Source organism: Mycobacterium sp. (assembly GCF_049278535.1).
Classification (GTDB): Bacteria; Actinomycetota; Actinomycetes; order Mycobacteriales; family Mycobacteriaceae; genus Mycobacterium.
On sequence record NZ_JBAPMI010000147.1, the window covers coordinates 1 to 24,700 of the forward strand.

The 24,700-nt window shown below is 63.4% G+C and carries 24 protein-coding genes and 3 pseudogenes; 12 read left to right on the plus strand and 15 right to left on the minus strand.

Going from position 1 to position 24,700, the window contains the following annotated elements:
* Positions 1-237: 237 nt before the first annotated feature.
* Positions 238-363, minus strand: a complete 126-nt coding sequence (locus WAO18_RS09355; protein WP_422205793.1) for a hypothetical protein — start codon at positions 361-363, stop codon at positions 238-240.
* 74 nt (positions 364-437) lie between these two features.
* Here WAO18_RS09355 and WAO18_RS09360 point away from each other — a divergent pair.
* Together WAO18_RS09360 and WAO18_RS09365 are read left to right on the plus strand one after the other, a co-directional pair.
* Positions 438-965, plus strand: a pseudogene (locus WAO18_RS09360) (peroxiredoxin); the annotation flags it as partial.
* A gap of 132 nt (positions 966-1,097) precedes the next feature.
* Positions 1,098-1,424 (plus strand): annotated as a pseudogene (locus WAO18_RS09365) (DUF742 domain-containing protein); the annotation flags it as partial.
* 571 nt (positions 1,425-1,995) lie between these two features.
* Here WAO18_RS09365 and WAO18_RS09370 read toward each other — a convergent pair.
* The 3 genes and pseudogenes from WAO18_RS09370 to WAO18_RS09380 all read right to left on the minus strand — a co-directional run bounded on the left by WAO18_RS09370 (position 1,996) and on the right by WAO18_RS09380 (position 5,373).
* Positions 1,996-2,604 carry a hypothetical protein gene (locus WAO18_RS09370; RefSeq protein ID WP_422205795.1) on the minus strand — a complete coding sequence of 203 codons (609 nt, stop codon included), beginning with the start codon at positions 2,602-2,604 and terminating at the stop codon, positions 1,996-1,998.
* A gap of 85 nt (positions 2,605-2,689) precedes the next feature.
* Positions 2,690-4,000, minus strand: a pseudogene (locus WAO18_RS09375) (class I SAM-dependent methyltransferase).
* The gene (locus WAO18_RS09380) at positions 3,997-5,373 is read right to left on the minus strand and encodes an FAD-binding oxidoreductase (RefSeq protein WP_422205797.1); all 1,377 of its coding nucleotides are present in this window, start codon (positions 5,371-5,373) and stop codon (positions 3,997-3,999) included. Before WAO18_RS09380 ends, WAO18_RS09375 begins: the two are co-directional and overlap by 4 nt.
* 242 nt (positions 5,374-5,615) lie before the next feature.
* Here WAO18_RS09380 and trhA point away from each other — a divergent pair, with 242 nt between their 5' ends.
* Together trhA and WAO18_RS09390 are read left to right on the plus strand one after the other, a co-directional pair.
* A complete protein-coding gene (gene trhA, locus WAO18_RS09385) occupies positions 5,616-6,362 on the plus strand; it encodes a PAQR family membrane homeostasis protein TrhA (RefSeq protein ID WP_422205798.1) in 747 nt (248 codons plus the stop codon).
* A 57-nt stretch (positions 6,363-6,419) separates the two neighbouring features.
* Positions 6,420-6,821: a DUF1801 domain-containing protein gene (locus WAO18_RS09390; protein WP_422205800.1), complete on the plus strand. Its 402-nt coding sequence runs from the start codon at positions 6,420-6,422 to the stop codon at positions 6,819-6,821.
* Positions 6,822-6,917: 96 nt separating this feature from the next.
* Here WAO18_RS09390 and WAO18_RS09395 read toward each other — a convergent pair whose 3' ends face one another.
* Together WAO18_RS09395 and WAO18_RS09400 are read right to left on the minus strand one after the other, a co-directional pair.
* Positions 6,918-7,400 (minus strand): VOC family protein, encoded by a 483-nt coding sequence (locus WAO18_RS09395; protein WP_422205801.1) that lies wholly within the window; start codon positions 7,398-7,400, stop codon positions 6,918-6,920.
* A 28-nt stretch (positions 7,401-7,428) separates the two neighbouring features.
* Positions 7,429-8,235 carry an acyl-CoA thioesterase domain-containing protein gene (locus tag WAO18_RS09400; protein ID WP_422205802.1) on the minus strand — a complete coding sequence of 269 codons (807 nt, stop codon included), beginning with the start codon at positions 8,233-8,235 and terminating at the stop codon, positions 7,429-7,431.
* A gap of 347 nt (positions 8,236-8,582) precedes the next feature.
* On the opposite strand from WAO18_RS09400, the gene WAO18_RS09405 reads away from it, so the two are divergent.
* A complete protein-coding gene (locus WAO18_RS09405) occupies positions 8,583-9,845 on the plus strand; it encodes a sensor domain-containing protein (RefSeq protein WP_422205804.1) in 1,263 nt (420 codons plus the stop codon).
* An 11-nt stretch (positions 9,846-9,856) separates the two neighbouring features.
* On the opposite strand, the gene WAO18_RS09410 is transcribed toward WAO18_RS09405, so the two are convergent.
* The 6 genes from WAO18_RS09410 to WAO18_RS09435 form a co-directional block, all read right to left on the minus strand.
* Positions 9,857-10,927: an ABC transporter ATP-binding protein gene (locus tag WAO18_RS09410; RefSeq protein ID WP_422205805.1), complete on the minus strand. Its 1,071-nt coding sequence runs from the start codon at positions 10,925-10,927 to the stop codon at positions 9,857-9,859.
* Between the two features lie 3 nt (positions 10,928-10,930).
* The gene (locus WAO18_RS09415) at positions 10,931-11,773 is read right to left on the minus strand and encodes a carbohydrate ABC transporter permease (RefSeq protein ID WP_422205806.1); all 843 of its coding nucleotides are present in this window, start codon (positions 11,771-11,773) and stop codon (positions 10,931-10,933) included.
* Positions 11,764-12,705, minus strand: coding sequence for a carbohydrate ABC transporter permease (locus tag WAO18_RS09420; RefSeq protein ID WP_422205808.1), 942 nt, complete (start codon positions 12,703-12,705; stop codon positions 11,764-11,766). The genes WAO18_RS09415 and WAO18_RS09420 overlap by 10 nt, the downstream gene beginning before the upstream one ends.
* Positions 12,702-14,039: an ABC transporter substrate-binding protein gene (locus tag WAO18_RS09425; protein WP_422205869.1), complete on the minus strand. Its 1,338-nt coding sequence runs from the start codon at positions 14,037-14,039 to the stop codon at positions 12,702-12,704. The genes WAO18_RS09420 and WAO18_RS09425 overlap by 4 nt, the downstream gene beginning before the upstream one ends.
* A 91-nt stretch (positions 14,040-14,130) precedes the next feature.
* On the minus strand, positions 14,131-14,928 hold the full coding sequence (locus tag WAO18_RS09430) for a ketosteroid isomerase family protein (RefSeq protein ID WP_422205809.1): 798 nt from the start codon (positions 14,926-14,928) through the stop codon (positions 14,131-14,133).
* Positions 14,925-15,488 (minus strand): isochorismatase family protein, encoded by a 564-nt coding sequence (locus WAO18_RS09435; RefSeq protein WP_422205811.1) that lies wholly within the window; start codon positions 15,486-15,488, stop codon positions 14,925-14,927. The genes WAO18_RS09430 and WAO18_RS09435 overlap by 4 nt, the downstream gene beginning before the upstream one ends.
* 211 nt (positions 15,489-15,699) lie before the next feature.
* Between WAO18_RS09435 and WAO18_RS09440 the strand changes: the two genes are divergently transcribed.
* Genes WAO18_RS09440 through WAO18_RS09450 form a run of 3 tightly spaced genes read left to right on the plus strand, consistent with a single transcriptional unit; the run spans position 15,700 to position 18,759 of the window.
* A complete protein-coding gene (locus WAO18_RS09440) occupies positions 15,700-16,971 on the plus strand; it encodes a glycosyltransferase family 4 protein (RefSeq protein ID WP_422205871.1) in 1,272 nt (423 codons plus the stop codon).
* Entirely contained in the window at positions 16,965-17,696 is a 732-nt protein-coding gene (locus WAO18_RS09445; protein WP_422205813.1) for a class I SAM-dependent methyltransferase, read from the plus strand. Before WAO18_RS09440 ends, WAO18_RS09445 begins: the two co-directional genes overlap by 7 nt.
* Positions 17,683-18,759 (plus strand): prenyltransferase, encoded by a 1,077-nt coding sequence (locus WAO18_RS09450; RefSeq protein WP_422205815.1) that lies wholly within the window; start codon positions 17,683-17,685, stop codon positions 18,757-18,759. The genes WAO18_RS09445 and WAO18_RS09450 overlap by 14 nt, the downstream gene beginning before the upstream one ends.
* Here the strand turns inward: WAO18_RS09450 and WAO18_RS09455 are convergent.
* A complete protein-coding gene (locus WAO18_RS09455) occupies positions 18,756-19,433 on the minus strand; it encodes a class I SAM-dependent methyltransferase (RefSeq protein WP_422205817.1) in 678 nt (225 codons plus the stop codon). The two genes, WAO18_RS09450 and WAO18_RS09455, sit on opposite strands and share 4 nt — an antisense overlap.
* A 60-nt stretch (positions 19,434-19,493) precedes the next feature.
* Between WAO18_RS09455 and WAO18_RS09460 the strand changes: the two genes are divergently transcribed.
* The 4 genes from WAO18_RS09460 to WAO18_RS09475 all read left to right on the plus strand — a co-directional run bounded on the left by WAO18_RS09460 (position 19,494) and on the right by WAO18_RS09475 (position 22,156).
* Positions 19,494-20,075: a TetR/AcrR family transcriptional regulator gene (locus WAO18_RS09460; RefSeq protein WP_422205819.1), complete on the plus strand. Its 582-nt coding sequence runs from the start codon at positions 19,494-19,496 to the stop codon at positions 20,073-20,075.
* A gap of 31 nt (positions 20,076-20,106) precedes the next feature.
* Complete coding sequence (locus tag WAO18_RS09465) at positions 20,107-20,622, plus strand: DUF6328 family protein (RefSeq protein ID WP_422205820.1); 516 nt, start codon at positions 20,107-20,109, stop codon at positions 20,620-20,622.
* Between the two features lie 62 nt (positions 20,623-20,684).
* Positions 20,685-21,602, plus strand: coding sequence for a DoxX family protein (locus tag WAO18_RS09470; protein WP_422205822.1), 918 nt, complete (start codon positions 20,685-20,687; stop codon positions 21,600-21,602).
* A 65-nt stretch (positions 21,603-21,667) separates the two neighbouring features.
* On the plus strand, positions 21,668-22,156 hold the full coding sequence (locus WAO18_RS09475) for an RDD family protein (protein ID WP_422205824.1): 489 nt from the start codon (positions 21,668-21,670) through the stop codon (positions 22,154-22,156).
* Here WAO18_RS09475 and WAO18_RS09480 read toward each other — a convergent pair.
* Positions 22,146-22,619 carry a gluconokinase gene (locus WAO18_RS09480; RefSeq protein WP_422205872.1) on the minus strand — a complete coding sequence of 158 codons (474 nt, stop codon included), beginning with the start codon at positions 22,617-22,619 and terminating at the stop codon, positions 22,146-22,148. The two genes, WAO18_RS09475 and WAO18_RS09480, sit on opposite strands and share 11 nt — an antisense overlap.
* A 53-nt stretch (positions 22,620-22,672) precedes the next feature.
* On the minus strand, positions 22,673-24,682 hold the full coding sequence (locus WAO18_RS09485) for a DUF7065 domain-containing protein (protein WP_422205825.1): 2,010 nt from the start codon (positions 24,680-24,682) through the stop codon (positions 22,673-22,675).
* Between the last annotated feature and the right edge of the window lie 18 nt (positions 24,683-24,700).

The following is a 24,700-nucleotide window of genomic DNA, read 5'->3' on the forward strand; positions in this document are numbered from 1 at the left end:
CTAGCGTCCGCGTGCCTATTGACCACGGGTACTGGTCCCAGGCGAGCGGCACGGGATTATTTACCGCGATGTAGTCGAGGTTGTTGAGCTTGTGTCATCCGGGGCGGTGGTGAGGAAGGGCAAGAGTGGCGAATTGCCGATTGAATGTCTGCGCGCTCCCCGTTAGCTGTCTGCAACGTGCCAGAGAATATGAGTAACCCTGCAAATTCAATTGCTGCATATTCCGTACTGATTGCGCTACACCGCTTTCAATCTTGACCTCGCAATGAGTTCTATCGCGGCATCAGATTCGTCGAGCTCAGCCTCGGCGATGATCGCCGGAAGGTAGTGCCCGGACACGGCGACGGTATTGAAGGTTCCCACCGGCAAGGTGTTCAACGATGACGGAATTATCCGACCCATGGTGGCGCGGTGCTTCCCGGCGTTACTCTTTGCCGATGATCGCGGGTGAGAAAGCACCTGACTTCACTCTGTACGACCACACCGGTTGGCCGCGGACACTGTCCGCGCTACTTTCCCACGGGCCGGTTGTGCTGTTCTTCTTCCCAATAGCGTCCTCACCGATCTGTACCGCCCAGGCTTGTCATTTTCGGGACCTGAGCAGCGAATTCGCCACCGTGGGCGCCCAGCGCGTGGGCATCAGCACCGACACCGTCGACAAGCAAGCCCACTTCGCCCAACAGCGATCATTCGACTATCCGCTGCTTTCCGATGCGGACGGCGTGGTGTCTGAGATGTTCGGGGTGCGCCGAGGCAGGCTCGCCCAGCTGCGCAGATCCGTCGTGGCGCGTGAGGAGGCCCGGCGTGGCCGGCACACTCGGCACCGTGGCCTGCTGGCCCGGCTGCTGCCGGTCAGACGGACCACATTCGTCATCGACACCGACCGCACCGTACTCAAGGTCGTCTCCAGCGAGCTGCGCGCATCGGTGCACGCCGACCAGACCTTGTGGTTCTTGCAGCACCGCAACGTGGCGCACAGTCCGCCGCATATCCCGGCGAAGCACACCGTCGCGGATCAGCAGCCGGCGGAAAGGGACGAACCGACCAGTGATTTGTTCACCGAACCGGAGACTGCGGACGCGCTGAGCCTGGTCCGGCCATACACGCTGACGGCAGGCCGTACTTACTCTGCCGTCGAACTGGCACTCGAGGCTCCGGTCGAAGCGCTCAACATCACAGCGAAGCTGCCGCGCTGGCCGAAAAGTGATGTGCGGGGCAAGATCATGACGTTGTGCGCACAAAGCACCTCCGTCGCCGAGATTGCCGCTCGTTTGTCTTTGCCGCTCGGTGTGACCCGGGTTCTGGTCGGCGATCTGGTGAAACAGGGCTATTTGCAGGTGCACGCCACGCTCGATGACTTGGTGACAATCGACGAACAGCGTGAGCTGATAAGCAGAACCCTGCAAGGCCTTCGAGCCCTCTGAGGGCCGGGGCGCCGGGCGCACTAGCGTCTCGTGCATGTCGGCACGCAATGCTGTCCGCTGTTGGCAGGGGAGAACGTCGTTGATCTCCACCTGCGGCGACGCACATCGCTAAGTTGACATAATGTCGCTTATCGGCACAATTATCTCTGGAGACCATCACCAGATGAATACGCACGGCGATGTGCATTTCGCGCCGACGGTTGCCGATTGATGTGGAGTCGTCTGCGAGGTTCGCGGCCCTGATTGCGCGCGATCTAGCTGTGTAGCCCAGCTTCCGCGCCGCGACCTGGCTCAGCCCGAAACGGGAGCATCCACCGCGTGGCTGTGATCCGTCACAGTGACGTAATGAGCTGTGGCAGTGTGTATCTCGAAAGCCACCTATGCTTCAACATCTGGTCGCTGGAGCCGGCCGGCAGGTAAGCGGCCGCGGCGCGGAACTCCCGTTACGTATTTCACTGACGGTGACAACGTCATCCGCCTGCTTGCCCACCCGGCATGCGAACTGCACATCGGACCGCGCGGTGGGCGGACTGCGAGATCAAGGCCGCGCGAAAGCCGGCTTGAGCCAGGCTCAATGGCGGGTCGACATGTAGAAGTAGTAGCCGATCGCACCGGCGAAGAACAGCACCAGGACCACGATGGTGCTGATCCGCTGGCCAGTCGCGTGGGCTCGGTGGCCCGGCGCGCACATCGTGACGGGGAAGCCGAGAGCAGTAAGGATCTCGGCCGCGGGCCCTTGACCGGCTGGATCGATATTGAGCTGGCCGCCTCTACGGAGCACGAGTTCGACCGTCAACGGGTAGGACGGCAGATCCAGGCGGTAGCTGGCTGGTACGGATCCCCCGTAACTCGTGTGCTGTTGCGTCCGTGCGGCGAAGGCCGGCCTGATGTACGCCTGCGCGATGTTCTCGCGCCGTGCCAGTGGCGCGTTGTCGGCGTAGACGCCGGTTTGGTCGACGTACAGGGCGAGAGAGACACGCTGTGGCGTGATCCCACGCGACAGCAACATCGGGTACACGCCGATCATCGCTGGGACGACCACTGCGAGGGCGATCAACTTTGTCCTGCCGGGAAGCAGCATCAGCGCTACGGCGAATAGCAGGCAAACGACCATGGCGCCACCGAAGATCCACTTGAGTTGGCGGTTGGTCCGCATCAGGGTCGCCGGTCCGCGAAACATGGAACGGCAGTCTATGTGTCGGCGTCCGTTGTGTCGCGGGTTTGCTGAAACGTCCTGGCAGGTCAGCGTTTGTCGACAGGCTAGGCTACGCCTGCCACCATGGGCGCAGTGGCAGGCCGTCGGTGCCGTGCTCGGCGAGATTGGACGCGAGCACGTGGTGCAGCTGAATATTGTTCTGCTCGAACGCCACCCGGGACGCCGCCATGTACAAGCCCCACACCTTCGCCGTGGCGATGCCAACCTCGGCGACAGCCTCCTCCCAGTGCGCGACGAGGTTGTGGGACCAGTCACGCAACGTCATGGCGTAGTGGTGACGAAAATTCTCCGCGTGGAGCACCTCGAATCCCACGTCTTGAATCGCGGACAGAATGCGACCCGAACCGGTCAGCTCGGCGTCCGGGAAGACATAGCGATCGGTGAAGCTGCTCGCGCGGAAGTTCGACTTGTTGTTGTTGCGGGTGATTCAGTGGTTGAGCAGCAAACCGTCGGTGCGCAACTTGGACTTGAGGAACTCGAAATACGACGGATAGTTCTTGACGCCGATGTGCTCGGTCAATCCGATCGAGGAGACTGCGTCGAAACCGGTTTCGTCGACATCGCGATAGTCGCAGTGACGCACCTCGGCCAGTTCACCGAGCCCTTCCTCCTCGACCGCTGTTTGAGCCCAGGCAGCCTGTTCTGCGGACAATGTCGCGCCGATCGCGTGGACGCCGCGCCGGGCCGCGTAGCGCACCATGCCACCCCAGCCGCAGCCGACGTCGAGTAGCCGGTCCCCCGGCTGCAGCCGCAGCTTCTCGAAGATCAGCCGGTACTTGTTGTCCTGGGCCGCCTCCAGCGTTGCTTCGGACTCTGGATAGATCGCACACGTGTAGGTCATTGACGGCCCCAAGACCCACTCGTAAAAGGAGTTGGACACGTCGTAGTGGTATTGGATCGCCCCGGCATCACGAGTCTTGCTGTGCCGCATGCCCTCGGCGATTCGGCGCCAGCGAGGCAGCACCTCCTGCGGCGGTGGCGCTGCCGGCAGGAGATGCTCGATGCCGACCGCGCGGACGATACTGGCCATCAGTCGCGGCGAGGGCCTGGTGAATTCGACCTTTTCAGCCAGCAACTTGAGTACGTCGTAGGGATTGCCGGGGTGCACGCCGCGCGCCTCAATGTCACCGGCGACGTATGCCCGGGCCAGACCGAGTTCACCTGGCGCGGTGGCCAGATAGGTCGTACCGCGAGGAGTAAGCAGGTCCATTCCCAGTACGGCGTCTTCGGCTCCGGCGCTACTGCCGTCGTAGGCAGTGAACCGTAATGATTCGGTGGCGCCGCGGGTGAAGACCGCCAGGACCTCAGCGAGGCTCAACTTGCCTGTCGCGGTCGACGCCGGCTCCTTGGTAGTCGTCATCTTCGTTGCACTGCCTTTGCGTACAGGTCGAGGAAGCGGGAATCCGGATCGTAGATTTTCTTGGCGGTCTTGTAGGTCTCGCCGCCGTAGAGTTCGTCGAACTCTTCTCTGGTGTAGTAGGAGTCGGAGTACAGCGATTTGTGCCCGTCCAGCGTACCGACCTTCTCCTCGATCAATCGATTCGTCGCGCCATCGGTCGCGCCCACCGGGACCGACGACCAGAAGCCGACGTTGACGTAGCTGTGTCCCGTCCGGATCGGATACAGCGACCAGCCGTCGTGATCACGTAACCGCAACGGGCACAACCAGATCGGAGCGATCGGTACCGAATTGAGGAACCATTCCAAGAACTCCGTCGTGCGTTCGAGTGGGAGCTCGACATCTTGGACCACCCGTTCGCGCGGCGGACGGCCGTTGCGCTTTTCGATGCGGTCGGCGATACCGAACCGCCGGTCGAGCGCTACCAGCTTCCAGTACACGCTGCTGCGGCGGTAGCGTCGCGGCCACCAGCGTCGCAGACGGGGGTTCTGCGCGCCGAAAGCACCGGAGCACCAGAACCAGTCGGTGTCCCATCGCCAGAAGTAGTCGTGCATTGTCAACCGGTCTTCTGTGGTGCCGGTGTCGTGCTGGATGGAGCGGTAGTAGATGCGTTGTCCGGTGTAGTCACTGGCCGGGCCGGAGGCCGCGGTGCGTTCACCGAGAGAGAGGTAGCTCTCGGTGGCGTTGAACACCACGCCGTCGAGATAGTCGACGCGAACACCATCGAACTCATCGGTGTCAATGATGCGATCCATCGCCGCCATCAGGTGGCTCAGCGAGTGGAACCGCACGTGCCGCAGCGCGACGAACGGTTTGACAGGTTCTAACTCGATGCGTAACCGTGTCGAATATCCCAGTGTGCCATATGAATTCGGATACGCGCGGAAGAGATCGGAGTGCTGCTGGGGTGAAACGGTGAGCAATTCTCCTGTGCCGGTGAGGATGTCCAACTCCAGCACAGACTCATGAGGCAGGCCATTGCGGAATGAGGCCGACTCGATGCCCAACCCGGCGACTGCCCCGCCCAGCGTGATGGTCTTCAATTGCGGGACCACCAGCGGCGACAGGCCATACGGGTGCGTCGCTGCCACCAGATCTTCGTAAGTGCACATGCCGGCCACGTCGGCGGTGCGTGCGTCCGGGTCAACCGAAATGACGTTCGTCAGCCCTGAAACGTCTAGTCCAGGAGTGCGGAGTCTCGCGCGGTCGCGGAACAAATTGGAGGTGGGCTTGGCCAGTCGGACAGCCGCCGTCGAGGGAATCGAACGATAACTCGCCAAGAACCGTTCGACGCCCTCCACATGAGTCGCAGGTGCGGATGCAGGGACAGGCATCGCCTCAACGATAGTCCCCGACAACCGCCAGCGCAGATACACCGCAACGACCCGCAAGGAGCAGCACGCCTCCTACGGCTGTGCTGCGTCGTCGTGGCTTGCCGCCAGATTGCAGTGCACGGTCATAGGTATCGTGTCGTGGTGGCTCAAACGGAAAGCGGCTTGTCGCCCGGGTCGTCGCGATCCGCGATGGCTCGCCGTTCTCGGCTGGCTCGAACAGGCTTATTAGCGACAAGTACAACATGACACCTCGCCGGGCAGACCCGAAGGCAGCTCCCCCAGTGGGCGATCTGGTGGTTCCGGTCGTAGACGACCTGCCCCAAGGTCTCGCTGACACCGTCGCTGAGCTCATTGGCAGGCCACGCGCGCGCGGCTGGATTCACCTCTGCTGTGCGGCCATCGCCACCGTGGGTGGATTGGCACTGGTGTCGGTTGCGGGAATCACGTCTTCTCAGAAAGCCGTCCTCGCAACCCTGATCTACACCGTCACCATTGTCGCGATGTTCAGCGTCAGCGCCATCTATCACCGCAAGCACTGGCACAATCCGGTGGCCTTGAAGTGGATGAAGCGGCTGGATCACTCGGCGATCTTCATCTTCATCGCCGGTAGTTACACCCCCTTCGCACTATTGGCGATGCCGCCGCGCACCGGAGCCGAAGTGCTGGCCATCGTATGGACGGGCGCAGCAGCCGGCGTGGCACTGAAGATGTGGTGGCCGTCGTCTCCGCGATGGGTTGGCATACCGCTCTACCTCTTGCTGGGCTATGTGGCGCTCTGGTTCGCCGGCACCCTGCTCGACGGCGGAGGGCCGATCGTCGTCGGCCTACTCGTCGCGGGCGGGATCCTCTACAACATCGGCGTTATCTTCTTCGCCATTCGTTGGCCGAACCCGTGGCCGCGCACCTTCGGCTATCACGAGTTTTTTCACGCCTTCACCGCAGCCGCGGCGGTGAGTCACTACGTCGCCGTGTGGTTCGTCGTCGTGTAATGCCGACTGGAATACTCGAATGGGCGAACAGCCCCGGACAAGAAAGCGATTCCGATCGTGGCGAAGGCAAAGAGCGAACGCAAGAACGACAACGAAACAAAGTCTGCTTCACAGCTGATCGATGCCCGAATCGCCGAGCTCGACGACTGGCGCGGCCAGACGCTGGCTCAGATCAGGAAACTCATCAGCGAGGCCGACCCGGACGTGGTCGAGGATTGGAAGTGGCGCGGTGTACCGGTGTGGTACCACGGCGGAATGATCTGCACCGGTGAGACTTACAAGAATGTCGTCAAGATGACATTCGCCAAGGGCGCTGCACTAGACGACCCGTCGCATCTCTTCAACTCCAGCCTGGATGGAAATACGCGGCGTGCCATAGATATTCACGAAGACGAGAAGATCAATGAAAAGGCGCTCAAGGCGCTCATCCGCGCCGCCGTCGCGCTGAACAAGTCGTAGGGGTCAATTCCCCACTTCCCGGAGACGTCGGCATCTTTCGTCACTGTGACGCTTATCCTCTGTCGCGCGACGTAATACATTGGAACATCTCAGGTGTCAGGTACCAATCGTCGCATCCGTGCCGCTGCCGGGGCGCGGCGGCAGGACCGTGAGCCACGAGTCCGAGAGCAGCTCCAGCAGCTGGCCGTCGGGGTCGCGGATCATGGCCGACTGATTGGAAACAGTGCCCTCGACGATCGATCCCCCAAAACTCTCGACCGCCGCAAGTACCTCGCTGAGATCGGACACCGACAGCGACAGATGAGTAAGCCCGACTTGGTCCATCACGCGGTCCGGCCCAGCGCGCAGGACGCGATGCGAGTAGGCGAGCAACTCCAGGACCAGCCCGTCGCGGACGAGATATGTCGCATGCAAGCCGATCGGTGTGTTGAGTTGCAGCAGCTGGCCCGTTCCCTCGTCCGGTGGCTGGAGTTCCCACCAGAAGGTGAAATCAAGCAGCCCCTCGTAGAAACGCCGCGATCGGGCGGTGTCGGCGACACACAATCCGACATGGTTGAAAACTATTCGCTGACGGGCCATTCAACCTCCGACGAGTGAGCGGCGACCCCTACGGTATCCGTAGCGGGAACGGGTCGTTGGCGAAATCGATTTGGGCTGCCGGATTGGCGACCGCCGTGGTCATCCCGGAGCCGAAAGCACCCGATCGGTCGAAAAGCGTGGCAGTGCCGACCGAAATACCGTCGGCCGCCCAATGTGAATCGGCTTGCACGCCGATCCACTCCCCGACGGGCAAGCGCGCCAATCCCACGGTCAGGTCTCCGTTGATGTAGCCGACCCCGTGAGTGCCGAGGTTCGTCACCAGGCTGGTGGCCTCGGCAACCATCACCGCCCGTAGGAACTGCGAGTTGGGATACCCTGCCACCACGTCAATAGCACTGTTGTAGAAGCGCTTTCGGGCGTCATTTTGATGCGCTCCCGGCCAGCGACTCCACTCACCCGCGTCGCTGTGTACAACGGTTTGCACGCCATCGTCTAACGGCGGCGGGAATGGAATTGTCGTGGGCACGGACCACAGTTGCCCTGGTGGAGCCGCCGACCGGCGGTATTGCACCAGAGTGGCCCGTGCGACCAACCGGCCCTGCTGTACCACGTCGCATTCCGCGCTACGCACTCGCCGGCCGTCACGCACCACGCGGACGGTCACCGCGGTCGCAACACCGCGCGCCGCTCGAAACAAGTCGACTGTGAGCCGCGTCGGCATGAAATCGGGCGATCCGTGCTGGAGTTCGAGCGTCCGCGCCGCCAGGCCTACGACGGCCGGTCCGTTGAGATGATCGTCGCCCCAGTGACTCCCAGCAAACTGGGTCGGTTCGAATTCACCGCTCTCGGTCAGAGTGAAATGTGCGGGTTCCACCGGCGCGTCACCTCATCGTCAGTGCCCGGTCGAACCGCGGCAGGACTAGTGATCATGGGCCCTGGACCAAAAATACTTAATATCTCAACCACCTCCGATCCAAATCAGCGAATTTGCCTTTCGCCCTTACCGTTTACATTCATCACCGACCGCCTTCGGCATACCCGTTCGGGCGTAACCGACCGGCACGCTAACATCAGCCTGATCCTTCACGTGCGACCAGAAAGACGAGAGGACCTTACCTGATGACGGGCCGTCGACAGCGACGCAGTCTGGTGGCGAGCAGCACCGTGGCAATGGCGCTGGTGCTCGCGGCGTGCGGCAGTCACACACCATCATGGTTCCCGATGCAGGCACAGAAAACGTCGAAGACACACGCTCCGGATGCGGCCCCCGCTACCTCCTCTTCGGATCTAAAACCGTTGCCCGCCAATAACATTAAAACCTTGATCTTGTCGAACGAAGACGTCAACGAGATTGTCGGACTGCCCTTGAACGATAGGTCGCAGTTCGAGTCGCCCACCGCCTCGGCCAGCGACTACAGCAAACCCGACTGCGCCCTGACCATGGGGATCACCAAAGATGCCCTCGGGGACGGGGAATTCACCGCCTACCGTGCAATCCGAAACCAGGCGTCCAAAGATGACAGTCTCATCGGGATGTTTTCGCAGAATATCGCCACATTCGAGACTTCTGGCACGGCCAGCGAGATTTTCCACAAAGCGTACGGAACGCTGGATCATTGCAATTCCGGCACCATCGCTGCCAAAAACAACCCCGCCAACTGGAAAATCCTGGCCGCAGGTCCGTTCAACGGCGATGTGGTGACATTCGGTGCCTTGCAGTTCACCGACAAAAACCAACCGCTCGGATGGCGTTGCGATCACCAGGCACGCGTCAAGAACAACGTCATCGTCGAGACGTCGATGTGCGCGTGGGCGAACGGATCGTCCGCGGCTGCGGCCGGCGTCGACCAGATCAGCGCCCGGATACCACCTCCAGACAAACCCGCTCCGCCCGCCCCGACAGACTTCTTAGCGCCGACCAAGATCAAATCCCTGATCGTCGGGGTTCCAGAAGCCAGCAAGATCCTCGGCGCCAACCTCGGCGACAGCAGCACCGTCTTGTATCCACCGGCTCCCCGTGACTTCGGCGACAAGTCCCACTGCAGCGCGTTGGAAGGACCCGACGCGAATTCTTTCGGAGCCGACGTCGACTACACCGCGTATCGGGGCACCGATTATCGCGAAGCCAAAGACAATTACCAGCACATCGTCGACCAACAGGTCGCTACATATCCGGATACCGAAACTGCATCCCGCATCTTTCACAACGCGTTCAACGGTCTCGATGGCTGCGACGGGGCCCAGGTACCCGGTGAGACCGGGAGTGACGCCCAGTTCCAGCTGCAGGCCCCCACCATCACCGACGGCAGGGCACTATGGGTGTTGACCGGAATATCCAACGGTCAGCCGGACGCGTGGCGCTGCGCCTTCAATTTCCGCACTCAGAGCAACGTCCTGTTCGTCGCGAAGGTCTGCGAGAACGGCGATCCGACCGACATCGCCAGTCAGATAGCCGATCAGATGGCCGGCGCGATCCCCAAGTGAGCCCTCGCGCGCTACAGCAAACGACGCCCATCGGCACCGAAGAAATGCAGATGTCCAGTTTGCGGATGTACGCGCACGCGGCTCCCCCGCTGAGGAGGGTCCTGCCCATCGGTGCGCGCGACGACAGGCCGATCGAATGCATTGTCGGGGCTGGTGATTCGACCGTACAGATACGCGTCCGCACCGAGTTCTTCGACCACGTCGATCTGTATCTCGACGCCGGTCGCGCCGACTTCCAGATGCTCCGGTCGGATGCCGATCACGACTTGTGCTGCGGTATCGGTCATCTCACGTGGCAGCGGGATCGACCAGTCACCGAGTGAGACGGAGTGATCGACGACCGGAAGAGTCAACAGGTTCATCGCCGGTGTCCCGATGAACTCCGCGACGAACGTGTTCACCGGACTCCGGTACAGTTCCCGCGGTGTCGCGCACTGCTGCAAGACGCCGTCGCGCAGCACTGCGACGCGGTCACCCATCGTCATCGCCTCAACTTGGTCGTGGGTAACGTACACGGTGGTGGTCCCCAGTCGCCGCTGAAGTCGGGCAATTTGATTGCGGGTTTGCACCCGTAGTTTGGCGTCCAGGTTGGACAGTGGTTCGTCCATCAGGAACACCTGCGGTCGACGAACGATCGCGCGTCCCATCGCGACGCGTTGGCGCTGTCCTCCGGACAAATCCTTCGGCTTACGATCCAGGTAGGGCTCGAGGTCGAGCAGTCGCGCCACATCCAATACCCGTTGCCGGATCTCGGCTTTCGATGTTCCCGCGATCTTGAGGGCGAACCCCATGTTCTGCGCGACAGTCATGTGCGGATACAAGGCATAGTTCTGGAAAACCATGGCCACGTCGCGGTCCTTCGGATCGGCGTCGGTGACATCTTGGGCGCCGATGAAGATCCGGCCGGAGTCGACTGTTTCCAACCCCGCGATCATCCGGAGCGATGTGGTTTTGCCGCAACCGGACGGTCCGACCAGCACGACGAACTCGCCGTCGCCGACGCTCAGGTCCAAGTGGTCAACGGCGGGTCGGTCCGTGCTCGAGTAACGCCGGGTCGCGTGCTCGAAAGTCACTGAAGCCATCGGCTACCCGCCCAGCCCGGTGACAGCGATTCCGCGGATGAAAGCGCGTTGCGCAACCGCGTACACCAACAGCAGCGGCAGCAGAATCAGAATGGACGCGGCCATCAGCACGGGCCACCTAGCGGTGTATTCGCCCTGCATCCGAACCAGCCCAAGAGTGAGGGTCGCGATACTGCTTCGCTGAATCATCAACAGCGGCCACAGAAAATCATTCCAGACGTTGACCCAGGTGAGCACCGCCAGCACCATCACCGCCGGCTTTGCGTGCGGGAGCAGTATCCGCCAGTAAATCTGCCACGGAGAGCAGCCGTCGAGGATCGCCGCTTCCTCGAGTTCGTCGGGCAGGGTACGGAAGAACTGGCGCATCAGATAGGTACCGAATGCGCTGCCGAACAATCCCGGCACGATCATGGCCCACGGAGTGTCGGTCAGCCCGGCGACGCGCATCAGAATGAACTGCGGGATCACCGTGACGGTCAGCGGCACCATCAGTGTCCCCAGATACAAGATGAACAACGTATCCCGGCCCCGAAACCGCAGGCGCGCGAACGCGTAGCCGGCCAGCGAACAGAAGAACACCTGCCCGATGCTGACGCAGCCGGCATAAAGCACAGAGTTGAAGAACATTCGCCAGAAGGGCATGACGGCGAACACGTCGCGGTAGTTGGACCACTGCGGATGTGCGGGAAACAGGCTCGGCATGGTCACCTCGCCCGTTGTCTTCAACGATCCCGACAACGCCCACAGAATGGGAAACAATGCACACGTGCCGATCGCCGTCAGCGTGGCGTACAGCACGACACCCCGAAAGACCTTGGGCCGGAACACCCGTCCTGCTATGCCCATGATCGTTCCTCCTGCGCGGCTCGACGGCGCCCAAGCCGCAACTGCACAACGGTAAGCACCAGCAGGATCGCGAACATCACCCACGCCAGCGCCGACGCGTAACCGAACTCCAGAAATGCAAAAGCATGCTGGAACAGCATGATGCCCAGAACGTACGTCGCCGTCTCGGGTCCCCCATTACGGCCGGTCAGAACGTAGACCAGATCAAAGGCCTGGAATGCGTGAATGATTGAGATAACGACCACGAACGACAGGGCACTGCGAATCAGCGGCACGGTGATCGACACGAACTGGCGCAACTCCCCCGCGCCGTCGAGCCTGGCCGCTTCATGGAGGTTCTCCGGCACCCCCTGCATGGCAGCCAACAGAATGACCGTGGCGAAAGGAACGCTGCGCCAGACGCTGACGATGCACAACGAGGCCATGGCGTATTTCGGATCGACCAACCACGGAATCGGTTCGATACCGATCCAGCCGAGGACGATGTTCAGCAGGCCGTTGTTGGTGTTGAACACGAACTGCCAGACGACAGCCATCACCACCGACGAGACCGCCAACGGCAAAAAGACGATGGTCCGAAATATGGCTATCCCCTTGATTTTCCGGTTCAGGACACCGGCTACGGCAAGGCTGATGAGCACGGTCGGCACCACAGTTCCTACCGTGTAGACCACTGTGTTGCGCAACGCGATGCTGAACAGCGGGTCTTCGGCAAAGAGGCTGCGGTAGTTCGCCGAACCGACGAACTTGGCCGGCGTGAACATATCCCAGTTGTGGAAGCTCATGTACAGCGAGAATCCGAGCGGGAACAGCATGAACACTACGACCGCCGTCAAATTTGGCGCGACGAAGAGACGGCCGGCCCGGGCGCGCCGCCTCGACGGTCCGCGTCGCGGGGTCGCCGTGGTGGCGGAAACATCGATCGATGTCATGGCGTCCGGAGCACCTCTTCGATCTTGTGCGTCAGCCCGTCTGTCAGCGACGCGGCGGGCCGCGAGCCCCGCAGAACCGGACCGACGTTGCGGTCCATCAACGCGGCGATCTTAGGCCACGCCGGAGTGACGGGCAGGCCCTCAGCGTGGGCCGGTCCGCCGGTCAACACCGCCAGATTGCTGATTCTGTTGTGCGCGTTGGCAAAACCTGGCGACCGCAACGCAGACCGCAGCACCGGTACGAACAGGCCCGTCTCGGCAATGACCGCCTGGCCGACGGGTCCGGTGGCGAATTTCACGAATTCCCATGCCTGTTTCTTGCGGGGGCTGCTCGATGCGATGGCCAGCCCGGTGGTCCCGATATTCGAATGTGCGGCATGTCCTTTCGGGCCGGTCGGCAGCACAGTGATATCGAAGTCGAGGTCTTGGGCCCGCACCAGCGTCTGATATCTCCAATGCCCGCCGAGCGCCATCGCGGCCTGGCCCGACGAGAACAGGTCCGTCTGCGACATCGACTGGGTCTCCGATGCGGTGGGCGCGACCCGGTGCTTGTTGGCCAGATCAGCGTAGAACTGAATGCCCTCGATGAACGCGTCATCGTCGAAGTTCAGGTGCGACGGATTCATCCGTGGATCTGACCACGGAACTCCGTTGTTCATCCCGAACAACATGGCGGAGTAATACGGCACCCAGGTGTCGACGAATCCCCATTGACCGACCCGGCCCGATCGGTCGCGTTTGGTGAGCGCCTTGGCGGTTTCCAAGAATTCGCCGAAGCTCCACGGCTCGTTCCAGCTCCCGGGCGGTGGGCGCACGCCGGCCTCGGCGAACAATTTCTTGTTGTAGAACAAGAAGTTTCCGGACCACTGCTCGGGGAATGCATACTGTCCGCTGCCATAACTGAATGTCTGGTACAGCGACGCGACGCTGTCCGCTCTGAGTTCGGCGGCAAAGGTCTTGTCGTGCGCCAGCATGGTGTTGAGATCCAGCAGCACTCCCCTCTCAGCCAGTCCGGAGTAGGTGAACTCCCACGCCATCAGCACATCTGGACACTTGCCGCCGGCGCAATAGATCGACACATGCTGCAATGCGTCCGGCCCGGACAACAAGGTCCGAACCTTGATGTCGGGATGCCTGCGCTGAAATGCGTCTACGACGCGAAGCCGGGCATCCGCCTCTTCGGGGTTGGCGGCGAAGAAAAAGGTCAGTGCGTCGTCCTCGGAGCTACACGCCGTCGGCCACACCGCGAGCGACGCGGCGCCGAGCGCTCCGGCGCCGCGGAGCAGCGTCCGCCGATCGAAGGGCCTGCCGCAGCCAAGTCTGGTGTTCGTGATGGGTCTCCGGATCGCAGTGACGGTTATGTGGTTCTTAGGTAATCGATCTGGCTGTGGTGTTGCTGTGCGCTGTCGATCGTCGGCGCGGCCATTATTGCGGGAAGTAGCGGACCCGATGGATCCCCGTGCCGCGTCGGGCCATATCGGCGAACAGAACGCCGCGGCGGTCGCCCGCGGTGACCGAGGCGGTAACTGTGGAACCCGCGGCAATCAGCTTCGCGGCGCTCGCACCCGAGCATCGTTCGATGAGCTCGGCGACGTCGACGACCTCCTCGTCGCCGAAAGTGATTGTCGCACCGGATGACAATGCCTGCAGCGTGCCGAATCTGTCACCTCGTCCCACGGCTTTCACGAAGGTGTCGACCAATGACTTCTGCCGAGGCCCTACTCGGCGGAAGCCGGCAAGGAATCCGACGGTGCCGCGCAACCGCTGATTGCGGATCAGCCCTTGCGAGAGTTGGACGGTGGCCGGCACGGCAGATGCGCCGTTGCGCAGGAACTGCAACATCATCGCGGGCAGCTCCCAATACGCGCGCAACATCGCAACCTTCCAGTCACCGTCGATCTGGCTGAGGTCATACCGGAGGAATGCCGGAATCGTCATCGTGACCGCTGAACCCATCGCTACCTCGAGATCGAGATCGCGGATCACCGACGAGCCGCGGACGATATCGAGATCGCGATGAAAGGCGATATCGCGTGGGCCGATGAAAGTGTCGTAGAACCGGCCGATTTCGGCCGGCCCCGTGTGTGGCCGCGAACCGACCGGATCTTCGACACGACCGTCCGCGGTGAACAGGCCCACCCATCCCGTCCGGTCATGGGCAGCCGCGGCCTGCGGTGATCGTTCCACCGCGGTCAGCAGCGTCTGCTCCGCCGGCGCCATCATGTGCCCGCCCCCACAATCGTGACGCCCGCCGCGCGCAGAGCTTCGATGGCAGCGGCGGTGGACTCCTCCCCGACCCCCACCGTCAAGTTCACCAGTACCCGAGTCGCCAAGCCCTGCCCCACAGCGTCGTCTGCGGTCCGGCGGACGCAGTGGTCGGTGGCGATACCCACCACGTCGACCTGGTCGACTGCACGTTGCCGCAGCCAGTCCGCCAGCGCAGTGCCGCTGTCGTCATGACCGCTGAACCCGCTGTAACCGGCGTCGTAGGCGCCCTTGCGGAAGACCGCGTCGAACCGCCCGGCGTCGAGATTAGGATGAAACTGCGCGCCGACGGTATGGGCAAGGCAGTGCGGTGGCCACGATGAGATGCAGTCCGGGTGGTCGGAGAAATGGTCGCCGGGATCAATATGGAAATCCTGCGTGGCTACCACGTGTCGGTAATCCGCGCTGCCATCCAGGTATGCGTTGATGGCGCTGGCGAGCGCCGCCCCACCAGTCACAGCCAGTGAGCCGCCCTCGCAAAAGTCGTTCTGAACGTCGGTCACGATCAGCGCGCGCATGAGACCACGGTATCGCCGACGGAGCCGTGCAGGACTCAGCGTGACCGTTCGTCTGACTGGGATCGGCAAAGTTAACGCCGTTACCTGTGCGTTGCATCAGGTAGCTAGTCAAACTATAGTCCAGACACGTGTCCAGAAAGTTCGCTGACGCCTCGCCCGAATCGTTCGCCGTGATTCCGCCCGGCAACACCACGCCGGATCGGGCGTGAGCATGCGGATTGCGCTGCTCTCGTACCGCAGCAAGCCGCACTGCGGCGGTCAGGGGATTTACGTCCGGCATCTCAGCCGGGGCCTGGTCGAACTCGGACACCAGGTCGAGGTGTTTTCCGGCCAGCCCTACCCCGAGGAACTCGATCCTCGGGTCGTGCTGACCGAGGTGCCCAGCCTCGACATGTATCGCGAGCCCGACCCCTTCCGCATACCGCACCCCCGGGAAATCCGGGACCGCATCGACCTGCTCGAGCTGGCCGGCGTGTGGACGGCGGGTTTCCCCGAGCCGCGCACCTTCAGCCTGCGCGCTGCGCGGCTGCTGGCCGATCGGCTGGGTGACTTCGACGTCGTGCACGACAACCAGAGCTTGGGCGTCGGCCTACTGAAAATCGCGGCGACCGGCCTGCCCGTCGTGGCGACTGTGCATCATCCGATCACCCGCGACCGGGTGCTGGACCTCGCCGCGGCAGGATGGTGGCGTAAACCGTCGGTGCGCCGGTGGTATGGCTTTTTGGCGATGCAAGAGCGAGTGGCTCGCAGTATCCCTGAGCTGTTGACCGTCTCGTCGTCCTCGGCTGCCGACATCACCACCGACTTCGGCGTGCGCCCCGACCAGCTTCATGTGGTGCCGCTGGGCGTCGACACGGACATGTTTGCACCGTCGACAGAGCCGCGAATTCCCGGTCGCATCATCGCAATTGCCAGCGCCGATCGTCCCCTCAAAGGCGTTGGGCACCTATTGCAGGCGGTAGCCAACCTGCGAACCGGACACGACCTGGAGCTGCAGTTGGTTGCCAAGCTCGAGCCCAACGGCCCGACCGAGAAGCTGATCGCCGAGCTGGGAATCTCGGATATCGTTCACATTTCCAATGGGCTCTCCGACGCGGAACTGGCGCGGTTGTTTGCCTCAGCCGAAATCGCTTGCATCCCTTCGCTTTACGAAGGCTTCTCACTGCCGGCGGTGGAAGCGATGGCCAGCGGGACACCGATCGTGGCCAGTCGCGCCGGTGCACTGCCCGAGGTGCTCGGGCCCGACGGCGGTTGCGCCAGGCTGGTGCGTCCCGGTGACGCCGCTGAGCTGATTCGGGTTATCGGCGAACTGCTCGCCTCCCCCGACCAGCTGAGGCGTCTGGGTGCGGCAGGTCGCCGTCGCGCTGTCGAGGTGTTCAGCTGGGAATCGGTGGCCGCGCAGACGGTGCGCGTCTACGAACAGGCCGTTGCGCGCAGCGCGCCGGCCCGCGACGAACGCCAGGCAGTGGGTGAGCCGTGCTGACGGTGGATTTCGACCGGCTCGGAATCGGTTCTGGCACCAACGTCATCGATATCGGCTGCGGGGCCGGCCGGCACAGTTTCGAGGCGTACCGGCGAGGCGCCGATGTAATCGCCTTCGATCAGAACGCCGCTGAGCTCGGTGAGGTCGACACCCTGTTCCGGGCCATGGCCGCCGCCGGGGAGGTGCCGCCGTCGGCGCACGCTGCGACTGTCGTCGGTGACGCGCGGGAGTTGCCTTATCCGGACGGGAAATTCGATTGCGTCATCGCCTCGGAGATCCTCGAGCATGTCCCGGCCGACGATGCCGTGATCGCCGAATTGATTCGGGTGCTCAAGGTCGGCGGCCAGCTGGCCGTCACGGTGCCGAGATGGTTGCCCGAACAAGTCTGCTGGCTGCTCTCGGACGACTACCACAGCAACGAGGGCGGCCACATCCGCATCTACCGGGCAAATCAGCTGCGCGACAAAATCACCGGACGCGGCATGACATTCACCCACACCCATCACTCGCACGCGCTGCACTCACCATTCTGGTGGCTGAAATGCATGGTCGGCGTGGATAATTCCGACCATCCGGCTGTCGCCGCCTATCACAAGATGTTGGTATGGGACATGATGCAACGACCTCTGTTGACCCGGGTGACCGAATCAACACTGAACCCGCTGATCGGCAAGAGCGTCGCGCTGTATTTCGAGAAACCGGTACCCGCCGTTGAGTTTGTCTAAAGTACCGGGCGTCACCGGCGTCCTCTCCCCCGCGCAATGCCGGCAGACGGCGGAATCGATTGCGGCACTTCAACAGCCGTCGGGTGAGATCCCATGGTCAGATGGCGGTCACACCGACCCCTGGGACCATGTGGAATGCGCGATGGCCTTGACCGCGGCGGGTTTGACCACGCAAGCGCGACGTGCCTTCGACTGGTCTCGTCACCAACAGCGCGCGGACGGCTCCTGGCCGATTCAGCTCCGCGCGGGCGCCATCGAGGACGCGAACAGCGACAGCAACTTCTGCGCCTATATCGCAGTCGGAGTCTGGCACCACGTACTGGTCACCGGTGACCTGAGCTTTGCGGCTACGATGTGGCCGACGGTGCGCACGGCTATCAACTTTGTCTTGGATTTGCAGCTCGAAGGCGGCGAAATTGGTTGGGCGCGTAGCTCTTCAGGGCCGCTGACCGAGGCGCTACTCACCGGTTGCGCCAGCATTTTCCACAGCATTCGGTGCGCGCTGGCCTTGGCGAATCTGGTCGACGAACCACAACCTGAGTGGGAGCTCGCGCTCGGCCGGCTGGGACACGCGATCACCACCCACCCGTCGGCGTTCACCGAGAAGCCACACCACTCGATGGACTGGTACTACCCGATCCTTGGTGGTGCGCTGCGCGGTCGCGCGGCAGAGGCCCGGATCGCAGACCGTTGGGGGGATTTCGTCGTCGACGGTCTGGGCATCAGATGTGTCGATGACCGGCCGTGGGTCACCGGCGCGGAGACCTGTGAACTGGTCCTGGCCCTCGATGCGATGGGCAATCGGCAGGCCGCTCTGCAGCAGTTCGCCGCGATGCAGCACCTGCGCGAGAAGGACGGCTCCTACTGGACCGGACTGGTGTTCAGCGATGGGAAGCGTTGGCCCGTCGAGCGAACGACATGGACCGGAGCGGCTGTCATTCTCGCCGCCGATGCGCTGTCATCCACAACCGCCGGCAGCGGCATTTTCCGCGGCACCGAACTTCCGCGCGGCCTGGAAAGCGATTACGACTGCGAGTGTGCGACCAGCCAGTTCGATCGCTAAACCGCGACTCCGGCCTCGCCTTTTCGCCGCTGCAACACCCGCATCGACCCGATCGCGAACTTCTCCTGGAACGCACCGCTTTGCAGTGCGCGGCAATAGATCTCGTAAGGCGGCCGCCCGCCGTCACGCGGATCCGGAAAGACGTCGTGGATGATCAGCGCGCCTCCGATGCTCACCCACTTCGCCCAGCCGTCGTAGTCCTTGTGCGCGGCGTCCGCGCTGTGGCCACCGTCGATGAACAACAGTTGCAGCGGCGTCCGCCAGCCCGCGGCCACCACGGTCGACTTGCCGACCACGGCGACCACGTTGTCGTCCAGGCCGGCGGCGTCGAGCGTGTGCCGCAATGTCGGCAACGTATCGAAACGTCCGGTGACGGCATCGACCATCGACGCGTCGTGGTACTCCCAGCCGGGCTGGTGCTCTTCGGAGCCGTGGTGGTGGTCGACGGTGTAGAGCACGCTGTCACGCGCATGCGCAGCAGCGCCCAGCAGCACCGTCGATTTGCCGCAGTATGTGCCGATCTCCACCCCGACACCATGATCGAGGTAGCTCAGCGCCGCGTCATGCAGCGCGCGACCTTCATCAGCGGGCATGAAGCCGATGACCTGCTCGGCCAATTCGAACAACCGGCTGGTCAGCTCGTCGTGAGCAGTGCGATCTGAGGAGGTTGTCATCCCCTGAACCGTAACGCATCCGGTTGCCGCACCTGAGGCGGTGTAGTAGTGTCCGGACACGTGTCCACCCCGGTAGCTCGGGAATCGACCAGGCGACGACTGAGCGCCAAGCAAGCCGATACTGTTGACCGGCTGGGCCAAGCCGCGATCGGTGTGCTGAGCCGAGAAGGCTTCTCCGGGTTGACGATTCGAATGGTCGCGGCCGAAGCCGGCGTTGGCGCGGCCACGGCGTACACCTATTTCTCGTCGAAAGAGCATCTCGTCGCCGAAGTTTTCTGGCGCCGGTTGGCCGCCAGCCCGGTTCCGCCGACCGATTCTCCGGATGCGACGGTGCGGGTGATCGCGGTGCTGCGTCAGATCGCGTTGTTGGTCGCCGACGAACCCGCATTGGCGGGCGCGGTGACCCATGCGTTGCTGGGCAAGGATCCCGAGGTCGAGCATCTGCGGCTGCGCATCGGACTCGAAATCAATCAACGCCTGGTGGCCGCCTTGGGCCCCGGTCACACCCCCGACCTGGTCGAATCACTCGAGCTGCTCTACGCGGGAGCATTGGTACGCGCCGGCATGGGCTACGCCTCGTACACCGAGATCGCCGACCGGTTGGAGGCCTCGGCGCGACTTCTGTTGGCCGAGAGGCCCTAGTTGCGGTTGCAGACTGGCATGATCAACGCCCATGGACATCGTCGACCATCCTGAACGCGATCAGGCCTGGGATTCCACGGCGCGGTCCGAGACTGAAGTCCAACGGCTGGACCGTAATTGGATCAGCCTGCTCCAGGAGTTGCGGGTCGTCCAGACCGGTGTGCAGCTGCTGACCGGATTCTTGTTGACCCTGCCGTTCCAGTCCCGATTCGACGGACTGAGCACCGCGATGCGGGTGGTCTATCTGGCGACGGTCGGCTGCTCGGTCGCCGCCACGGTGCTCTTGGAGGCCCCGGTCGGCATGCATCGCTTGTTGTTTCGGCGGCATCGAACCCAGTACCTGGTGTCGGCGGCCCACCGGTTTGCCTACGCGGGACTGCTTCTGATGGGCTTGGCGCTCACCGGGGTCACGGTGATCATTTTCGGCGCGGTGGCCGGTCCGGCCACTGGCGCCATTGCCGGAGCCTGCGCCATCGTGGCTCAACTCGGTTTTTGGGTGGTGTTGCCATTGTGGGCACGACATGAGGCGCCCCCACCCACCTCGTGACGACCGCCGCTGGCGTTTGACGGCCCGGTTTGCCCGGCGGACAACCTGGGAACACAGCTGCCATGTTGATTCGCAGAGTCGCTCGTCCCCTGCTGTCCGCGGCATTCATTGGCCAAGGTGTCGAAACATTGCGCAACCCAGCGGCCACGCTCGAGGCGACCGAGCCGACTGTCGCGGCGCTGCGCAACCTGCCGGACCCGTACGGAGACAAAGTTCCCTCGAATCCCGAAACCGCCGCGCGGATCAACGCGGCGGTTCAGGTAGCCGGCGGTGTGTTGCTGGCCACCGGCAAGATGCCCCGCATCGCTTCGGCCGCGCTGGCGTTCACGGTCATACCGGGCAGCCTTGGCGGACACCTTTTTTGGACGGAAAGCGACCCGCAACGCAAGGCGCAGAAGCGCCGCGACCTGCTCACCGACCTGAGCCTGCTGGGCGGCCTGATCATCGCCGCCGCCGATACGGCCGGCAAGCCCTCGTTGGGTTGGCGAGGCAGGCAAGCAGCGGGCCGCATCTCAGAGGCGGTATCCAGCGCGCTACCGCTGGACGGATCCGACGACTCGGTGCTCGATTCCGAGTTCGCCGAACGGATCGCCCACGGCCTGCAGGCCGGAGCCGAGCGCGGCCGCGAGTTGGCCAGCACCGCCGCCGAGCGAGGTGCGCCGCTGGTCGAAGCTGCCCGCAAACGGGGCGGCGAGCTGGCCAGTACCGCCGCGGAGAAGAGCGCACCGGTAGTCAAGAAGGCACGCAGGCGGGCCCGGAAGCGCGGCGCCGAACTGGCCGATATCGCCCGCGAACGCGGCGCCGACTTGGCCGAAACCGCGCGCGAGCGCGGCAGCGAGTGGGCCGACATCGCCATTGAACGCGGCAGTGAACTCGGCGAGCGAGCTTACGAGCGCGGTACCGAGCTGGCCGAAACCGCGCGCGAGCGGGGCGGCGAACTGGCTCACCGCGGCAGGGTCAAGGCCCGTCACTGGCACTGATCTGGCGATCGACGGGCGCCATTTAGCGCGGTAGATTGGCTGGCACCGCTGCTAGGAGCCCCCTCATGACATCAGCTGACTTCGACCCGCAATACGGTTACCCCCCGGCCGGTTCACCACAGTCGTCGCACGGCCAAGCCGGCGGCCTCGGCGCGCGGTTCTTCGCCCGGCTGATCGACGGCATCCTGGTGAACATCGTGGTGTTCCTGCTGTCGATGTTCCTGTTCGATCGCGATTATGTGTGGCTGGTAACCGGGCTGTTCTCCGGCGTGTTGATGTTCGGCTACTTTGTGCTTTTCGAAGTCACCAACGGCGCCACCCTCGGCAAGAGGCTTCTGGGCTTGACGGTCCACGGCCCGGGCGGAGCACCAAGGCCGGACGTCACGCAGTCGGCCATTCGCAACTCGTTCACCTTGCTGGCCGTGGTGCCTTACCTCGGCCCGCTGCTGGCATTCATCGCCTACGTCGTGATCGCCGTGACGATCAGCGGCAGCCCCACCAAGCAGGGCAAGCACGACGAATTGGCCGGCGGCACCCAGGTAGTCAAGGGCTGACCGACAAGAACCTCACGAATGCCTCGACGATGGCGTCGACGCTCTGCGCGACGCCAACGGATATCCCACGCTCGTCGGGATCCAGCGGTTCCAGCGTCTCGAATTGGGACGTCACCAACGACGAAGGCATGAAGTGCCCCGGTCTGTCGGCCTGTCGGCTACCGATCAGTTCCGGCGGTCCGGTCAGGTGCAGAAACGCGATATCCGAACGGTGCGAACGCAACTGGTCGCGGTACCGGCGTTTGAGCGCCGAGCAGCTCATCACGCCGCTGTCGTGGTCGGCCAGCCATTCCCCCACCGCGTCCAGCCACGGATAGCGGTCATCGTCGTCGAGCGGAGTGCCCGCGGCCATCTTCGCGACGTTGGCTGCCGGGTGGAACGCATCGGCGTCGGCAATCGGAACACCGAGACGAAGCGCCAGCGCCGCACCCACCGTCGACTTGCCGGATCCCGACACGCCCATCACGACGACCGGTGTGGTTGGCGGATAAAGCTTTTCAGCGTGCACGCGTTCGGCTACTGCGCCAGCAGATTCCGGTTCCACTCCAGCCAGCCCACACCCGTTCTTCCGTCGGCAGTGGTCACGCTGGCCCACACCCGCGGGAATTGACTGGCCCGTCCGTCTTGTGCGACCAGCCGTAGTGGTGCATGTCCGCGCACATCGGCGGTCGCGGTGATGCCGCCGGGCTCGATCGCCAGCGTCGCGCCGATCGGCAATCCATCGGCGTCGAATGTCTGGACCGGACTGACAGATTGCAACTCGGTGATCGCACCGCCGCGGCCCTGGACATAGCCGACGCTGACCGCCGGCACGCCCGGTATCTTGATGTCCACCGCGTGCAGGTGGGTCCCGTCATCGAGATGCACAGCGCTCCAGATCCAGTCCATGCTCCACCAGTCACGCACTCCCCACGAGTGATCCCGCTGCCCGGGCACCGTGTCAAGGACGTAGCGACGGCCGTCGACTGTAACAGATCCCGTTACAGTGCAAGGTATCTCGTAGCGGGTAGCCAGCCGGTACTGATACGGCGTGCCGTCGGTGGTCCACTCCAGATCAATCTCCACCTCGGCCGGGACGCCTTGTTCTGCCCGTAACAACGCGGCTGGGTCCTGGTAGGACTGGCCCTGCCCGCGCAGGGACATCCGATAGACGCGCAGCGGCTCATCGGCCGAGTGGGTGAAATCGATTGCGCTTGTGCGAACCGCCCACGGATCGGCCGGCAGCGGAACCTCGAAGTCGACCACGGCGACCGTGGGCAGGCCGGGACCACACAGCAGCGCGTGCAGCCAGGCGGTCCGCTGGTTAGGGATCAGTCCGAGCCGCAGCCAGCCACCGAATCCCTGTGCGGCATCGGCGAAGTCGGCATACCAGCTTTCATTCCACAGCGTCTCGTCGGTGGCGGCGTGGGCCGATTCGTCATCGTGCGACGGGCACAGCGGCTCGACGGGCGCCGGTGCGCGCAAGATGGCCAGTGCGTCGGTGTCGAGCACATGCTCACAATGACGTTGCAGCATGGTCATGAACATCGCGTCGCCGCGTTCGGTGCGTTCCACCAACATCGACGATACGATCGCCATCATCACCCCGAAGAAGCTCTGCCTGCGCACGCCTTCGCGGACGTCAGCCAGGGTGATCGGCGCATCCGGACCCAGCGCCCGGTGATAGTCGTTGAGCAACGCGTCGTAGTGTTCACGCCGATCCGCAGCCGGCAGAGCACAACCGAGGAAATACGCCAGGTCGGTCATCGCCGGAGCCCAGGTGACCGTCTGCCAGTCGACCACGGTCAGCGGTCGCGCACCGCCGTCCTGACCGAACAGCAAGTTGTCCAGCCGATAATCGCCGTGCACCAGACCATGAAGCCGGTCTTCGGCCGCCTCATCGGCCAGGAAGCCGTCGAAGCCGCCGACCAGCCGTTCGCACACCATGCGGTGCTGCGGCGCGATCTGGTCGCCGTAGCGATCGATGAAGCCGGCGTGCAGCGCGGTGATCAACGCCTGGTTGATCGGCGCGGCGCGATTCAGCCATGCCGCGTCGGCGAGCGTGGCGTCACCCAGCAACGGACCCTGCAGCCTGGCCAGCTCGGTGACTGCGATTCGGGCTTGCGCCGTTGTGGCGCCGCGGATTTCATCACCGACAACGGCGGGATTGGCGTCCCCAAGGAGGACATCGAAAATTCCGGACGACGCGTCGAAAGCGGTGTGGTAGCACGGCGCGACCGGACCCTGCAGTCGCGGCGCGATATCGCGGTAGAAGCACACCTCGCGCTCATAGAGCCCCAGCGTCACCCCGGTCTGACGGCTCATCGGGTCGGTGGCGGCAACTTTCAGAACGACCGAGTCCGGCCGATCGGTGCTTGGCGCAGAGTCTGCGTAGCTCAACTGAACTCGGTAGCACTCGCTCATCTGGCCGGTGCCGATGCGCTCGACGGTGAAGTCTGCGATATCTCCGACACCGATGGCGGCCGTGAGCCAGGCAGCGGTGAGGTCGGCCGGCCGTTCGACGACGTTGTCGGTATGCGATGTCATGGCTCGTCCACGAAATCA

Excerpts from the sequence above, each read along its gene's own strand:
- WAO18_RS09370 (WP_422205795.1), bottom strand. The coding sequence starts at position 2,604 with ATGTTTCGCGGACCGGCGACCCTGATGCGGACCAACCGCCAACTCAAG.
- WAO18_RS09380 (WP_422205797.1), bottom strand. The coding sequence starts at position 5,373 with ATGCCTGTCCCTGCATCCGCACCTGCGACTCATGTGGAGGGCGTCGAA.
- trhA (WP_422205798.1), top strand. The coding sequence starts at position 5,616 with ATGACACCTCGCCGGGCAGACCCGAAGGCAGCTCCCCCAGTGGGCGAT.
- WAO18_RS09395 (WP_422205801.1), bottom strand. The coding sequence starts at position 7,400 with ATGGCCCGTCAGCGAATAGTTTTCAACCATGTCGGATTGTGTGTCGCC.
- WAO18_RS09405 (WP_422205804.1), top strand. The coding sequence starts at position 8,583 with ATGCAGGCACAGAAAACGTCGAAGACACACGCTCCGGATGCGGCCCCC.
- WAO18_RS09410 (WP_422205805.1), bottom strand. The coding sequence starts at position 10,927 with ATGGCTTCAGTGACTTTCGAGCACGCGACCCGGCGTTACTCGAGCACG.
- WAO18_RS09415 (WP_422205806.1), bottom strand. The coding sequence starts at position 11,773 with ATGGGCATAGCAGGACGGGTGTTCCGGCCCAAGGTCTTTCGGGGTGTC.
- WAO18_RS09420 (WP_422205808.1), bottom strand. The coding sequence starts at position 12,705 with ATGACATCGATCGATGTTTCCGCCACCACGGCGACCCCGCGACGCGGA.
- WAO18_RS09430 (WP_422205809.1), bottom strand. The coding sequence starts at position 14,928 with ATGATGGCGCCGGCGGAGCAGACGCTGCTGACCGCGGTGGAACGATCA.
- WAO18_RS09435 (WP_422205811.1), bottom strand. The coding sequence starts at position 15,488 with ATGCGCGCGCTGATCGTGACCGACGTTCAGAACGACTTTTGCGAGGGC.
- WAO18_RS09440 (WP_422205871.1), top strand. The coding sequence starts at position 15,700 with ATGCGGATTGCGCTGCTCTCGTACCGCAGCAAGCCGCACTGCGGCGGT.
- WAO18_RS09455 (WP_422205817.1), bottom strand. The coding sequence starts at position 19,433 with ATGACAACCTCCTCAGATCGCACTGCTCACGACGAGCTGACCAGCCGG.
- WAO18_RS09465 (WP_422205820.1), top strand. The coding sequence starts at position 20,107 with ATGGACATCGTCGACCATCCTGAACGCGATCAGGCCTGGGATTCCACG.
- WAO18_RS09470 (WP_422205822.1), top strand. The coding sequence starts at position 20,685 with ATGTTGATTCGCAGAGTCGCTCGTCCCCTGCTGTCCGCGGCATTCATT.
- WAO18_RS09475 (WP_422205824.1), top strand. The coding sequence starts at position 21,668 with ATGACATCAGCTGACTTCGACCCGCAATACGGTTACCCCCCGGCCGGT.
- WAO18_RS09480 (WP_422205872.1), bottom strand. The coding sequence starts at position 22,619 with ATGGGCGTGTCGGGATCCGGCAAGTCGACGGTGGGTGCGGCGCTGGCG.
- WAO18_RS09485 (WP_422205825.1), bottom strand. The coding sequence starts at position 24,682 with ATGACATCGCATACCGACAACGTCGTCGAACGGCCGGCCGACCTCACC.